At 62.2% G+C, this 12987-nt stretch carries 11 protein-coding genes; 4 read left to right on the forward strand and 7 right to left on the reverse strand.

Annotated features, from left to right (window positions below):
* Positions 1 to 32 precede the first annotated feature (32 nt).
* Positions 33 to 1505, forward strand: a complete 1473-nt coding sequence (locus tag AWB70_RS10185) for an MmgE/PrpD family protein (protein ID WP_053571828.1) — start codon at positions 33 to 35, stop codon at positions 1503 to 1505.
* A 25-nt stretch (positions 1506 to 1530) separates the two neighbouring features.
* Here AWB70_RS10185 and AWB70_RS10190 read toward each other — a convergent pair whose 3' ends face one another.
* From AWB70_RS10190 to AWB70_RS10205, 4 genes are all read right to left on the reverse strand, one after another.
* Positions 1531 to 2277, reverse strand: a complete 747-nt coding sequence (locus tag AWB70_RS10190; protein ID WP_053572136.1) for a glucose 1-dehydrogenase — start codon at positions 2275 to 2277, stop codon at positions 1531 to 1533.
* Between the two features lie 11 nt (positions 2278 to 2288).
* Positions 2289 to 3491 (reverse strand): cytochrome P450, encoded by a 1203-nt coding sequence (locus AWB70_RS10195; protein ID WP_053572135.1) that lies wholly within the window; start codon positions 3489 to 3491, stop codon positions 2289 to 2291.
* A gap of 46 nt (positions 3492 to 3537) precedes the next feature.
* Positions 3538 to 4908, reverse strand: coding sequence for an MFS transporter (locus AWB70_RS10200; protein WP_053571827.1), 1371 nt, complete (start codon positions 4906 to 4908; stop codon positions 3538 to 3540).
* 338 nt (positions 4909 to 5246) lie between these two features.
* Positions 5247 to 5501, reverse strand: a complete 255-nt coding sequence (locus AWB70_RS10205) for a hypothetical protein (protein ID WP_014253017.1) — start codon at positions 5499 to 5501, stop codon at positions 5247 to 5249.
* Between the two features lie 213 nt (positions 5502 to 5714).
* Here AWB70_RS10205 and AWB70_RS10210 point away from each other — a divergent pair, with 213 nt between their 5' ends.
* Positions 5715 to 6365 (forward strand): TetR/AcrR family transcriptional regulator, encoded by a 651-nt coding sequence (locus AWB70_RS10210; protein WP_014253016.1) that lies wholly within the window; start codon positions 5715 to 5717, stop codon positions 6363 to 6365.
* A gap of 27 nt (positions 6366 to 6392) precedes the next feature.
* Positions 6393 to 7559, forward strand: coding sequence for a 2-methylaconitate cis-trans isomerase PrpF (gene prpF, locus AWB70_RS10215; protein ID WP_053571826.1), 1167 nt, complete (start codon positions 6393 to 6395; stop codon positions 7557 to 7559).
* Positions 7560 to 7773: 214 nt separating this feature from the next.
* Here the strand turns inward: prpF and AWB70_RS10220 are convergent, their stop codons facing one another.
* The 3 genes from AWB70_RS10220 to AWB70_RS10230 form a co-directional block, all read right to left on the reverse strand.
* The gene (locus AWB70_RS10220) at positions 7774 to 8694 is read right to left on the reverse strand and encodes a phosphatase PAP2 family protein (protein ID WP_053571825.1); all 921 of its coding nucleotides are present in this window, start codon (positions 8692 to 8694) and stop codon (positions 7774 to 7776) included.
* A gap of 394 nt (positions 8695 to 9088) precedes the next feature.
* The gene (locus AWB70_RS39190; RefSeq protein WP_053571824.1) at positions 9089 to 10534 is read right to left on the reverse strand and encodes a hypothetical protein; all 1446 of its coding nucleotides are present in this window, start codon (positions 10532 to 10534) and stop codon (positions 9089 to 9091) included.
* Between the two features lie 30 nt (positions 10535 to 10564).
* Positions 10565 to 11362: a peptidoglycan-binding protein gene (locus tag AWB70_RS10230; RefSeq protein WP_075644317.1), complete on the reverse strand. Its 798-nt coding sequence runs from the start codon at positions 11360 to 11362 to the stop codon at positions 10565 to 10567.
* 261 nt (positions 11363 to 11623) lie between these two features.
* Here AWB70_RS10230 and AWB70_RS10235 point away from each other — a divergent pair, with 261 nt between their 5' ends.
* A complete protein-coding gene (locus tag AWB70_RS10235) occupies positions 11624 to 12823 on the forward strand; it encodes a T6SS phospholipase effector Tle1-like catalytic domain-containing protein (RefSeq protein ID WP_053571822.1) in 1200 nt (399 codons plus the stop codon).
* The last annotated feature ends 164 nt before the right edge of the window (positions 12824 to 12987 follow it).

Below are 12987 nucleotides of genomic sequence, written 5' to 3' on the forward strand. Positions count from 1 at the left end.
GCTCATTCAATGCCCATTCAGGAGTTCGCCGCATGACCTCGCTCACGCAGACATTGGCCGATTTCACCGTGGAGACGCGCTTCGACGATCTTCCCGCGCCCGTCGTGCATGAAACGAAACGCCTGCTGCTGGACACGATCGGCTGCGCGCTCGGCGCGGTCGATACGCCAAGCGGAAAAATCGCGCTCGACTATGTCGATATGCTCGGCGGCGCGCCGCATGCGAGCGTCGTCGGCGCGGCACGGCGCAGCTCCGCGACGGCGGCCGCGTATGCCAACGCGCGGCTCGCCAACGTGCTCGACGCCGACGACACCTTCCCCACATCGACGCACTTCGGCAACGCCACGGTGTTTTCCGCGCTGGCGCTCGCCGAGCTCGACGGGCGCAACGGCCGCGATCTGCTCGGCGCGATCGCGGTGGGCTTCGATGTCGGCGCACGCATCGGAAGCTGGATGGGCGCGCCGATGCAGATCGAGAACGGCAAGGTGATCGGCTGGAACGAACTCGGCGGACCGGCCGCGACCATCGCCTGGGCGGCCATCGGCGCGTCGGCGAACATCGCGCGTCTCGATGGCGGGCAGGCCAATCACGCGTTCGGCATCGGCGCAAGCAACTCGCCGCAGCCTACGCTGCGCAAATGGGCGGAATCCGTCGAGCAGCCGATGTACAAATACGCCGATGCCGGCTGGTGCGCGGAGATCGGCGTATCGTCCGCGTTGCTTGCGCGGCTCGGCAGCACCGGCTTCAAGGACATACTCGACGGCGAGCATGCCTTCTGGAAGTTCTACGGCTCGCCCGGCCACGACGATCACGCGCTGCTCGCCGGCCTCGGGCAAGACTGGCAGATTCTGAATACCACCTACAAGCCCTGGCCTTGCTGCCGCTGGATTCATCATCCGCTGACCGCGTTTGCGCAACTGCTGGATCGGCACGCGCTGCGGCCCGATGACATCACGCGGGTCGTGGTGCGAGCGAATCCGTTCGCGCTCACGCCCATCTTCCGTGAACAGCAGCCGCGCGATCTGCTGAGCGCCGAGTTCAGCCATGCGCACGCGCTCGCCGCCCTCGCCCATGCCGTTCCGCCGGGTCCGCGCTGGTACGACGCGGCAACCATGAACGACCCGCGCATCGCGGCGTTCCGCGAACGCGTGACGGTGACCGCCGAGCCGTCCTCGTCGAACATCGCCGAATGGATGACGGGCGGACAGTGGCGCGGCGTGCCCGGCGGTGTCGATATTCATGCGCGCGGCACCGTCTTCAGCGCGACGGCCGATCACGCGACGGGCGACCCGTGGACCGACTCGACACGCTTTTCCGATGCGCAGATCCGCAGCAAGTTCGGCGTGATGGCCGGGCTCGATCCGGCAGGCGGAGGCCCGGAAGCACTTCAGCGCGCGGTGCGCGAGATGACGGACGTGGTGATGGCGCTCGATGCGTTGCCCGTCGAACGGCTCACCGCGAGTCTCGGCGAGCTGTGCCGGTCGATGCGCGCGCCAACGCAGTGAGCGATGAACGGCCGGCGCGGTGCGCTCATGCCACCGCGCCGCCATCCACCGGCAAGGCGACGCCCGTGACGAAGCTCGCCGCGTCCGAACACAGCCACGCGATGCATTCGGCGATCTCCTCGGGCTCGCCGATGCGTCCCAGCGGATTCATCGTCGCTGCCAGCGCGGGCAGACCATCGCCGAATTTGCGTTCGACGAACGGCGTGCGCACGAGCCCCGGACACACGGCGTTGATGCGTATGCCGTGCCGCGCGTAATCGACCGCAGCCGAACGCGTCAGTCCGAGCACACCGTGCTTGCCCGCCGTGTAGATCGCGTGCCGGGGCTTGCCGACCAGCCCGGTGCGCGACGACACGTTGACGATCGCACCGCCGCTTCCCAGCATGGCCCGGATCTCATGCTGCATCGACAGAAATACGCCGCGCAGGTTGACCGACATGAGACGCGTCCAGTGTTCGGGCGTGGCGTCGGTCAGATCGATCGGCGTCTCGGACAAGCCTGCGTTGTTGACGGCGCAATCGATGCGGCCGTATTCGCGCAGCGTGCGCGCGATCATCGTTTCGATGGAGTCCGGACGAGTGACATCGGTCTCGATGAACAGGGCATCGCCGTGCTCGCGACGCAGACGTGATGCGAGCGCATCGCCCTCCTCGCGGCTCTGGTCCGCGATCACGACACGCGCGCCCTCACGCGCGAACCACGCCGACGTCGCCCGGCCGATGCCCGACGCGCCGCCGGTGATCAACGCGACCTTGCCGGAGAAAGACGGCATGGCGGGGACGTTCACCATGTGACGGGCAACGCTTCCAGCCGATAAACCTGCGATGTGCTGTTGAACGCGAGCGACTCGACCGGCACCGCGAGCCGCAATCCCGGCAGGCGCTTGAAGAGCATGCTGAACACGGTATGGAGTTCGAGACGCGCGAGCGGTTGCCCGAGGCACTGATGAATGCCGTAGGCGAACGCGACATGCTCTTGCGGATTGCGATGGATGTCGAACGTATCCGGTTGCGGGAACACGTCGGGATCGCGATTGGCCGCGAAGATCAGCGGATAGACGCCTTCTCCGGCGTGAATGAGCTGTCCGCCGATCGTCACGTCCGCCGTCGCCACGCGCGCCGAATTGAAATGCGCGATGGTATGAAAGCGCAGCATCTCTTCGACCGCGCCCGCGAGCAGTGAAGGGTCGGCGTCGAGTTCCGCGCGCTGGGCGGGGTTCATCAGCAGCGACAGGGTGCCGAGACCGATCTGGCTGCCGGTCGTGCCATGTCCCGCCGAGTACAGCAGCGAAGCGATCCGCACCACTTCCTCGCGCGTCACGTGTCCCTGCTGAATCTGTTCGATGACGAGACGGCTCAGCATGTCGCGGCCATCGCCGGGATCGGCTTCCTTTTGCGCGACGATGCGGCCGAGATGCGCCTCCATCTTGCGCACGGCGTCCTGCACGACCTCGGGCGCAGCGGTGTGATCGTTACGCGTCGTGCTCCATTCGCCGAGTCGCGCGTGGTCCTCGTAGGGCACGCCGAGCAGCGCGGAAATGACCATCGACGGCAGCGGCTGCGAAAAGTGCTCGACGAAGTCGAGCGGCGGTCCGTGCTCGATCATCCTGTCGATGAGTTCATCGACGAACTGCCGGACCATCGGGCGCAAGTCGCTCATGCGCTTCTGCATGAAGTCTTTCGTGAGCATCCGCCGAAAACGCGCATGATCCGGGTCGTCCATGTTGATGAACGCCTGACGCGAGCGCGCCTGCACGGCCCGTGCGGGCGAAACGGACGGATAGCCCGGCCGAAACGGATCGACGCTGAAGAACGGACTGCCGAGGATGGCGCGCACGTCCTCCCAGCGCGTGGCGATCCAGGCCGTGGAGCCATCCCACAGCCGGACCTTGCTGAGCGGCTGATTCGCGCGCAGGCACGCATATTCGGCTGGCGGACTGAGCGGCGCGTCCGGACGGCCGAAGGGGAATGCGGGCTCGTGAGCCATCACGTCTGCATCGTTTTGCACGCGTAGTTCTCCTCGATTCGAGCCTTCATTCCAGGCCGACATTGCCCGTCGCCGGCACGTCGAGCGTGCTGCGGCCGGCATCCGCCTTCGAGCGCGACTGGCTGACATGAAAGGCGAGAAACGCCGATACAAGGAAGAAGCCGGACATCACGTAGAGTCCTGTGCGGCTCGTTCCCGTCAGATCATGCGATATGCCGAGAATCCACGGCCCGACAAGTCCCGCGGTGCTCGCGACCGAGTTGATGAAGGCAATCGCGATCGCCGCCCGCGCGCCGCTGAACGACATCGCGGGGATGGTCCAGAAGAGCGGCACGGCAGCCTGCACGCCCGCTGCGCTGATGCACAGACCAATCAGGCCGATGACGGGCGATTCGACGCGCGCCGTGATGCACAGGCCGATCGCGGATAGCAGCAGGACGATCAGCAGATGCCATTTCCGGTCGCCGGTCTTGCGCGACGTCCATGCGACGAGCGCGATGCCGAAGACCGCCGCGAGCCATGGAATCGAAGAGATCAGGCCCGCTGCGACGGCATCGACGTGAAAGCGTTCCTGCACGATCTTCGGCAGAAAGTACGTGACCGCCCAGAAGCCGATGATGATGCAGAACTCGAGACCGATATAGAGCCAGGTCAGCGAATCGCACACGACGGCCTTGAGCTCGCTCAGATCCGCCTTCGAATGTCCATGACCCGATGTGGTCTTGGCAAGCAGATAGTCGCGCTCTTCGTCTGTGAGCCACCGCGCCTCCCTCGGGCCATCGGGAAGAATGAACAGCACGAGGATACCCATCAGAACGGCCGGAATGCCTTCGAGCGCAAAGGCCCAGCGCCATCCCGCGATGCCTGCTACGCCGTCCATCAACAACAGCGCGGCCGTGACGACCGAGCCGAGCGCGAGCGATATCGGCACGCTTAGTTCGAGCGTCAGATAGGCCTGACCGAGCAGATGCCGCGGATACCAGAACGTCAGATAGAACAGCACGCCGGGAAAGAAGCCCGCCTCCGCGACGCCCAACAAGAAGCGCAGCGTGTAGAGCATGGGAACACTGTGCGTTGCCGCGAGAAGGCATGTCACGATGCCCCAACTGATCATGATCCGCGCGATCCAGCGTCGTGCGCCGAAACGCACGATGGCCATGTTCGAGGGCACTTCGAACACGAGGTAACCGAGAAAGAAGACGCCTGCCGCGAAACCGAACGCGGATGCCGTGAGATGGAGTTCCTTGGAGATAGGCGAGAACAGCACGCCGAGATTGGCGCGATCGATATAGTTGATGAAGAAACACAGTATGAGGATCGGAATGATCCGCAGCGTCACCTTCAGGAAGATCTTCCGCTCGATGGCGGCGTGTCTGTCGGACCGTTCGGCGCCTTGCGCGACTGGATTGATTTGCATCGTCTCCTCACCAATGAGAGTGATCGGGCACTATCGACTGTCTTTACCGCTTCTTCGTGGCGGCATGGTGCAAACGTCGGACGGGCTCGACAGCGCGGCGCGAGACGAGGTCTTGCCGGTTTCGCGCGGATCGCGAAGACGACGAAGCCCCGGGGCCACGAAACAACGTTCGTGGTCCCTGCGTTCAGATTGGCTCGCTGAAGGTCATGCACGACGCTTGGCGCGCGCCGCGCTGGTCGGTCTGTCCGGATACGTTTGTCTGCCGGTAGCTTATGCGCCGACGCATGAGGCGACCAATACGTTTTTCCGATCCATTGAGACGAAAAATCTAGCGACGGTCAAAGGGCCGCCGCAGCGCCCCACGCGTTGATGAAGGGACGCGCCTTTTGCGGGGGATAGACCTGCCAGGAGCCATCGTCATGGCGAAAGAAAAGCATCGACAGATTGCGCGACGCGCGACTGACCTCCACGCGCACGCAGCGATGCGAACCGGCTTCGTCACGCGCGAGCCGCGCAACGCGCGCAGGAGCCGCAAGGTAGGGCGCCAGCCATTTCTCGACCAGCTCACGTAACGTCATCGACCTATCGTTCATTTCGCGACTCCCGGACCGGCTGTTTATTGGTCCCATGACCAAATACTAGTGGTCAGTTGACCAATAAACAAGGGCATTTCTTTTAGGCGTTTACCATTAGAACCTTCACGTATGGAGCCGACACGGTATAAGATTCGATTGAATTGGTCATATGACTAAATTATCTAGGTCGCGTGCACGGTAAGACAGCGGGCGACGTTACGAGACCGAGCCATGAAAAATCTGACGATCGCACTTTCCGACGTGGCGACCACGGAGAAAAAGGCATCGCTACGCGGGCGACGCGAAACGCGCGTGCCGGAAATTCTCGAGGCGGCAATCAGCGTGTTCGCGGCCGAGGGAAACGGCGGATTCACGCAGCGAGGCGTCGCGGCGGCGGCGAATATCAGGCTCGCCACGCTTCAGCACTATTTCGGAACCCGCGATTCACTTCTCAAGGCGACCATCGAGGAACTGGCGCAACGCTATCTGCGCCGCTTTCATGAACTGGGAGACGATGCCCGTCTGACACCTGAATCGCGCCTTCACGCCGTGCTCGATGAGACTTTCAACACGCTGACTCAGCCAGGCAATCTCATCAGTCCGTTCGCGCTCGAATGCTGGTGCCTGGCCGAACATCACCCTTCGGTGCGCGAAGTGATGGAAGAAGTGAGCGCGAAATATCAGACGCTATTCAGCGGACTCGTCGCGCAAATCAATCCGCATCTGGCTGCGGACGAATGCCGCATCAGGGGCGCGCTGATTTATTCGCATTGGCAGGGGCTGATCGTATTTCTGCGGCGCTCGGGAAGGAACGCGCCCGACCTCGCCGCGTTTCGCAAGGCGACAGTCGTCTTGTGGACGGCGCTCGGCAAAACGTCGTAGTGAATCGGGACATCATCGGAGAGTCGTGTGAGTCAATCGAAAATTCAGGCCGTCTATATGCGCGGCGGCACCAGCAAAGGCGTGTTCTTTCGCGATGACTGGCTGCCCGCCGATTCCGCCGTGCGCGATCGCATTCTGATGCGCGTGATTGGCAGTCCCGATCCGTACGGCCAGCAGATCGACGGCATGGGCGGCGCGACGTCGAGCACGAGCAAGGTGGTGATCGTCGGGCCTTCGTCGCGTGAGGATTGCGATGTGGACTATCGCTTCGGGCAGGTCGCCATCGACAAGCCCGTGGTCGACTGGTCCGGCAACTGCGGCAATCTGACGGCGGCTGTTGGACCGTTCGCCATCGCGCAAGGGCTCGTCGATGCGCCGCGCGACGGCATCGCCATCGTGCGCATCTGGCAGGCGAATATCGGCGCGAAGATCATCGCGCATGTGCCGATGAAAAGCGGCGAAGTCGTCGAAGAAGGCGATTTCGAGCTCGACGGCGTGACGTTCCCGGCTGCGGAAATCAGGATCGAGTTTCTCGATCCGGGCGGCGATGGCGACGATGCCGGCGGCGCGATGTTCCCGACCGGCAACGCCATCGACGTGCTCGACGTACCCGGCGTCGGTCCCATCGAAATGACGATGATCAACGCGGGCAATCCGGCGATTTTCATCGACGCGGCATCGCTCGGATTGCACGGCAGCGAACTACAGCGCGACGTGAACGGCGACAGCGCCTTGCTTCAGAAAGCCGAGGCGATCCGCTCGCATGCGTCCGTGCGCATGGGGCTCGCCGCGACCGCCGAAGATGCGACGCGCTTGCGGCCGCACACGCCGAAACTGGCGTTCGTGTCCAAGCCCGCGAGTTATGTGGCGTCGAGCGGGAAGGCAATCGACGCAAGCACGCTCGACATCAATGCGCGCATCTTCTCGATGGGCAAGCTCCACCACGCGATGACCGGCACCGGCGCGGTGGCGATCGCCGTCGCGGCGGTCATTCCGGGCACCGTGGTGAATCGGCTCGTGCCGGAATCGAAGGGATCGGTGTGCTTTGGGCATCCGTCGGGGAGTCTTCGGGTTGGCGCGGAAGCGGAGTTGAGGGATGGGGTGTGGAGGGTTACCAAGGCGGTTATGAGCCGCAGCGCGCGGAGATTGATGGAAGGGTTTGTGCTGGTGCCTTCTTTGGTGATTTCGGGTTGAGTGAAGCGGGCTTGGGAGCGGAAGAGCCTGCTTGGGAGGGTGTGCCGCTTCGGCGCTGCTTGGGATGCTGTTTATCGGCGACCGGACTTCGCCGTTGTGCTTCTCTGCCTTGTTCGTTCGATTTGTCGTGAGCTGGTCAGACTAACGGGGATGACCTGGTCGTGCTGTGAAGTCGAGGGGCGTTTCTCGACCCGGAAGGGACATCGAGGCCGCCCTAAAGCGGACGCTCGCGAGCAGCAATGTCGGCCATCCCACCGCGTGGAAGCGCAATAGCATTCGGTAACGGCGATCTTCGGCGGACGATTGCGTTGTAAGTAAAGAAAGTCAGTGCAAACAGGAGAAGCCCTGCGATCACGTCCGCCAGATAGTGACCGCCCTGCGTCGGGGTAGACAGAATCATGATTACGTTGAGCGGAGCGGCAATGCAAACGAGTCGAGGGAATCTTCGTAAAGAATACGTGAAGAGCACCGCCAACGCCGTGTGGAATGATGGCAGAGACACTAATCCTTGTGCATTATCGAGGTCAATAACCTTTAGAGACCCCACGCGGAGCAATGCGAAGTCGGACACCGTCGCTTTGGCGGCGTTATCGCTCACGTTGAAATGAACGAACGCGCTCGTTGCCGGAAAAGGCGTCGAGATCAAAAGCAAGTAGCAGCTTGCAATCACAAGTAAAAAAAAGAAAGCGGGCAATTCCTCGCGCGTTCCGAACAAGCCAAGAAAGACGGGTATTGCTATCAACTGCCATCGTCCGCTTGCATATGCAAATTCAAACACTCCGGAGACGAGCGGGTGAGCCAGTACCCACTGATAAACGACGGGCCAATCGAACCCTAGCGAACGGTCAAAAGCAATCAACGAGCGCTCAATGAGAGGCGCGTCCAGCGAGACGCAGAGATAAGACAAGATAAAACTGGCCGATACGAAGAACGAAAGCAGCGCGCTCCATGCAGCTGTGTCCGACACCCTGAAGTAGCGCAACTTCTTGGTAACGACGTGATAGCGAGGAAAGCGGCCAATAGCCCGCAACATAATTGCAATGCCGAGCAGGACTAGCGTTGCTTTGCAAGGAGGAAGAAGGCTTGTCCATCTCACGGAATGATCACTCGTTGCTATCCATAGGGCGTCGATCATCACGATGATCGAGACAATGCCCCAACCGACGACATAACACTGTCGAAGCGACCGCAGCGACGTAGTAGGGCCAGGATTCGACTCAGGCAAGCTCATTGGCAATGTTGGATCAGGTTGCAATGAATGGCGTTCAACGGAACGTAGTAGTGGCTTGTCGTGAAGCCATCGGACATCCGTGATTACGGCGGCGGAGCTGAGATCTTTAGACTGGAAGCGTCTCGTGATGCTGGATTCACCGAACCGCCAACAATCTGGACACCCTAGTCGATTGTCCCTTTGTGGCCGACTGGCGCACAATGCGAGCGGCAAACGCCGACCCTTCTCTACCAGCCAGCCCTCACGCACCGCCTCGTCACCCACCCCTCCCCCAAGTCATCCCGCACACCGATGACAATCAAGTCCTAGCCCCCGCCAGAGTCCCATTCTGCACAGCTATCTTTTCCACAATGGTCGGCACCAGCCGCTCAGAGAACCCCGCTGCGAAGCCAATCACAAGAATGACTTGCCAACTCATCGCCGAACCCGCGAGCGTGGCGTTGCCGAAGTTCGCGAGCGGCGTGATGCCGCTTTGCAAGAGACAAAGCAGCGCGCCCGCGCCGATCGCACCGACCGTAATCCGGAGCGCGGCATCGGCGATGTTGTCGCGTGTGAGCAGGTCGGTCAAAACCTTTCTTTGCTGGATGTTCATCGCAATCGAGAAGAACGCGCCGATCGTGCCGGCGCGCGCGGCGAGCCAGAGTCCCGCTGTCGGATGCGAAGGGCCAAAGACGTGCGCCTTGATTACCCAGAAGGCGATGCAAAACGCCGCAGCGACGGCCAGCGCAGACGACAAATAAAGAAATCGTCCCCACGACGCGCGCTCGGCGGCGATCTCATCGCGGACCTCGGCCAGCGTCAGCATTGGACTCGTCGAATCGCCTTCGAGACACTGATTCAATGCGGCGGCAACGCGCGCGTTATAGCGCCGCGCGCGTTCGGCCAGACCAGGCTTCCTGCTCTTTTCCCAACCGTCAATCAGTCCAGTAATCTGACTGCGCAACGGATTGAGGCACGCCATCTTCGCGCGCTGCTGGTCGGCGAGCGGCGTCCCCGATGAGTCAGCCACGCCTTCGTCCGCGTACTGGACGACGACTCGTTCCGAGCTGCGATAGATCGCGTAGCGCGGCGGCGCCTTGTAGTAGATCTCGCAAATCACGCGCTCCGACAAGTCCTCCTTCCCGCGTTCCACATCGCTGATACTGGCGCCGCGACGCGGCATCAGACTGAGCAATACCTCGGCGGGCGCCTCATACGCGAGATAGTAGCCAAGCAGTTTCCGCAGCAATGGCTCATCGAGCGAGGTCAAGGGCATATCGACATTCTTGGCGACGAGGCAGCTTGCCTGGATCGTCTGGTCGATGCAACTCGCTACATCGAAGGTCGCGTTTTCCGCGCCACTCAACGGCTTGACGATTCGAACGTTCCGCACGATGCAGCTACGCGCGATATCGAAGTTCTGGCAAAGCGCGCCGACGGTGTTGTCTGAGACTTCGAACAGCACGCCCCACGTACGCGCGCTCGCTTCCTCAAGCAAGTCTGGAACCGGCCCGCCCAAGCCTTCGCTGCGCTCGCGGAAAACCATGATCGCACCGTCGACGTAGCCCGAAGCAATGGGCTGCCGCGTCGCGTACTCGTCATACGCCTGTCTGGCCGTGTCCGCGCCAGGCTGTTCCGCTTGGGCATCGGCAGCCTCGCCGCCCACGATTTCGGTCATGCGCTGCACGGTTGTCCCGCTCGTCAGCGCACGCGCAAGCAGGCCTGCACGGTCGAGTTCCGTGCCATATGCGAAGAGGAAAGCCATGATGTCCCCAATCCAAAATTGCCACGCGCATCAAGCCTTCGAATAGTCGACGAAGCCCGTCAGCACCGTATCCGACGGCTTGCGCCGCTGCAGGCGAAACACGCCGACGCCATTGCGCGAGCCGTCCGTGTTGGTGTTGCCCTCGATCGTCTGCAGCGCGCCGCCCGGGAGCACCGATTCGACGATGCCCGTATGGCCCATTCCTCCTCCGAAGTCGAGAATGAAGATCAGACCGGGCTGAATCAGATTCCGGTTATCCAGAGCCTGTTGCCGCGTGATTCGTCCTACGTTCGCAAGGTCCGCCGCAGCGGCCCAGTGCTGATGGCAACTCGCGGTCTTCGGCAGAGGCGTTGCCCGGTTCATGTGTTGCGCGGCCTGCTCAAACACCCAGTACATGAAGCACATGCACCAGGGACGCGAGTCGGGACTGCCTTTGGTGGGATCCATGCCGGCCGCACGCAAATACTCATCGACCATCGGTCCTCTGTTAGAGCCGCGCGGCACCTCCATCTGATGGTCCTGCGACGCAGCCACGGCCAGCGCCTGCGACAGAAGTTGCGCGACTGGCTGGACGACCGATGGCAGCACGCCGAACAGCGCCGTCCAGGTATGGAACCCGATCTCGCCGTCAATCTTCAAGGGCAGCCCGCTGTCATCCGAGTGCTGAGCCTGGAAAAGCTTCACGACCGATTCCGTTTGCGCATCGAAGATGCCGGTCACGGATGCGCCATAGCCCAGTGCACGCAGCCTGTCTTGCACTAACCTTACTTTGTCGGGCGCGGCAATACCGGCTTTGAGAATCACGCCATCAAACGGTCTGATATCCACGGTAGGCTCCCGCTAAAAGGAAACGGCAGTTCGGAACTGGCCTACTCGGAAGACGAATCTCGGATCAGTGAATTGAAGAGGTCGCTGCGTGATTCACGTCCTTTATAAGACTGCATAGGGATGCGCGTCGCATCACGTTTGACGGACGCGATAGGCGGTTTCGGCCAAATCGCCGTCCACATACGACGCATGCCTTGCCGAGTGCGCCGACAAAAGCTAAGACATACTTATCGTGTGCTCGGGAAATGAGGGAAGCTCGCCATGGCAAAGAACATCATTTTTTGCGCCGACGGAACGTGGAACGGACCGAACACCGATCAAGACAACGACGGCATTCCTGATCCGACCAACGTGTTCAAGGCATTTCTCCTGTTGCGCGGCGTACCGGATCCCGCTTCGACGCTGCTCGCCTCGGAGCAGGAAATCGCGGAGCCGGGGCCGGACGGGCAAGTGGCCAAATATCTGCACGGCGTGGGCGATTCGCGTAACGTCATTAAAAAGTTGTTAGGCGGCGCATTCGGGGATGGCATCATCGCGCGCATCGTGCGTGGCTACACCTTCGTATCGCGCCACTATGAGCCGGGCGACCACATCGTCCTGATGGGATTCAGCCGCGGTGCGTACACGGCGCGCGCGCTCGGGGGCATGATCGCGAATGTCGGGCTGCTCGATAAGAGCCGCTTCGACCTCAACGACAAGGCGCTTGCGTATCGCATGGGCATTCTCGCGTGGCGCAAGCATCGCGAGTCGAGGCCCGCGCCGCGCGACACCGGCGGTGGACTGAAGGGCCTGCTGGACAGGATCGTCAACTTCGATCCTACCCTCCGCCTCACGGAGTTGCAGCCGGAAGATACCGTGGCCGTGGACGAGATACGGGCGATCGGCGTGTGGGACACGGTCGGCGCGCTCGGCATCCCGGCTTATCTGGACGACGAAGACTCCACCGTTGATCTGTACCGCTTCGCCGACACGGCGCTCAATCCGAAGGTCAAGTTCGGCATCCACGCGATAAGCCTCGACGAGCAGCGCGGCGACTTCACGCCCACGCTCTGGGACGCCCGTGCGGGCATCACGCAGGTGCTCTTCGCGGGTGCGCACGCGGACGTCGGCGGCGGTTATCCGAACAATGAATCGGGCCTCTCCGATATCGCCTGCGAATGGATGCTGAACCGCCTCGCCGATCCGTCCATCGGCGTTCGTCTCAACGCGCAGCCCTGGTCGTTGAATCCGGACTTTCTTGGCGAGGCGCACTCGCCGTGGACCGGTCTGCCGTTCTCACTGCGACCGTTCGGACCGCGCGGCCCGTTTGCCTTCCCTCAGGACATCGGCGCGCATATTTCGATCGCGCAGCGCATGGGCCTTGTGAACGTGGCCGGCAGACCGGTGCCAAATCCCAACCTCTATTCGCCCGCCGTTCTCGCGGCAGCCGTCACTGCGCAAACCAAATGGATTATGAGCTAGAGGGCTTCGCGGCATTCGGCTCGTCGCGTGCAGGGTGCTGAGGGGGCGTGCTCTTGAGCATCGCCTCATCCGCAAAGCAACGCGCACCCTGTCAGATGCGAGCAAGGGCGCAGCCGACGTTCTTCTATCCGCGTTGAACGCTTTCGCGGCGCGCATCGCGCCGG

Origin of the sequence: Caballeronia cordobensis (assembly GCF_001544575.2) — a bacterium.
Classification (GTDB): domain Bacteria; phylum Pseudomonadota; class Gammaproteobacteria; order Burkholderiales; family Burkholderiaceae; genus Caballeronia; species Caballeronia cordobensis.

Coding starts and splice junctions, on each gene's coding strand:
- AWB70_RS10185 (WP_053571828.1), top strand. CDS start 33: ATGACCTCGCTCACGCAGACATTGGCCGATTTCACCGTGGAGACGCGC.
- AWB70_RS10190 (WP_053572136.1), bottom strand. CDS start 2,277: ATGCCGTCTTTCTCCGGCAAGGTCGCGTTGATCACCGGCGGCGCGTCG.
- AWB70_RS10195 (WP_053572135.1), bottom strand. CDS start 3,491: ATGGCTCACGAGCCCGCATTCCCCTTCGGCCGTCCGGACGCGCCGCTC.
- AWB70_RS10200 (WP_053571827.1), bottom strand. CDS start 4,908: ATGCAAATCAATCCAGTCGCGCAAGGCGCCGAACGGTCCGACAGACAC.
- AWB70_RS10205 (WP_014253017.1), bottom strand. CDS start 5,501: ATGAACGATAGGTCGATGACGTTACGTGAGCTGGTCGAGAAATGGCTG.
- AWB70_RS10210 (WP_014253016.1), top strand. CDS start 5,715: ATGAAAAATCTGACGATCGCACTTTCCGACGTGGCGACCACGGAGAAA.
- AWB70_RS10220 (WP_053571825.1), bottom strand. CDS start 8,694: ATGATCGACGCCCTATGGATAGCAACGAGTGATCATTCCGTGAGATGG.
- AWB70_RS39190 (WP_053571824.1), bottom strand. CDS start 10,534: ATGGCTTTCCTCTTCGCATATGGCACGGAACTCGACCGTGCAGGCCTG.
- AWB70_RS10235 (WP_053571822.1), top strand. CDS start 11,624: ATGGCAAAGAACATCATTTTTTGCGCCGACGGAACGTGGAACGGACCG.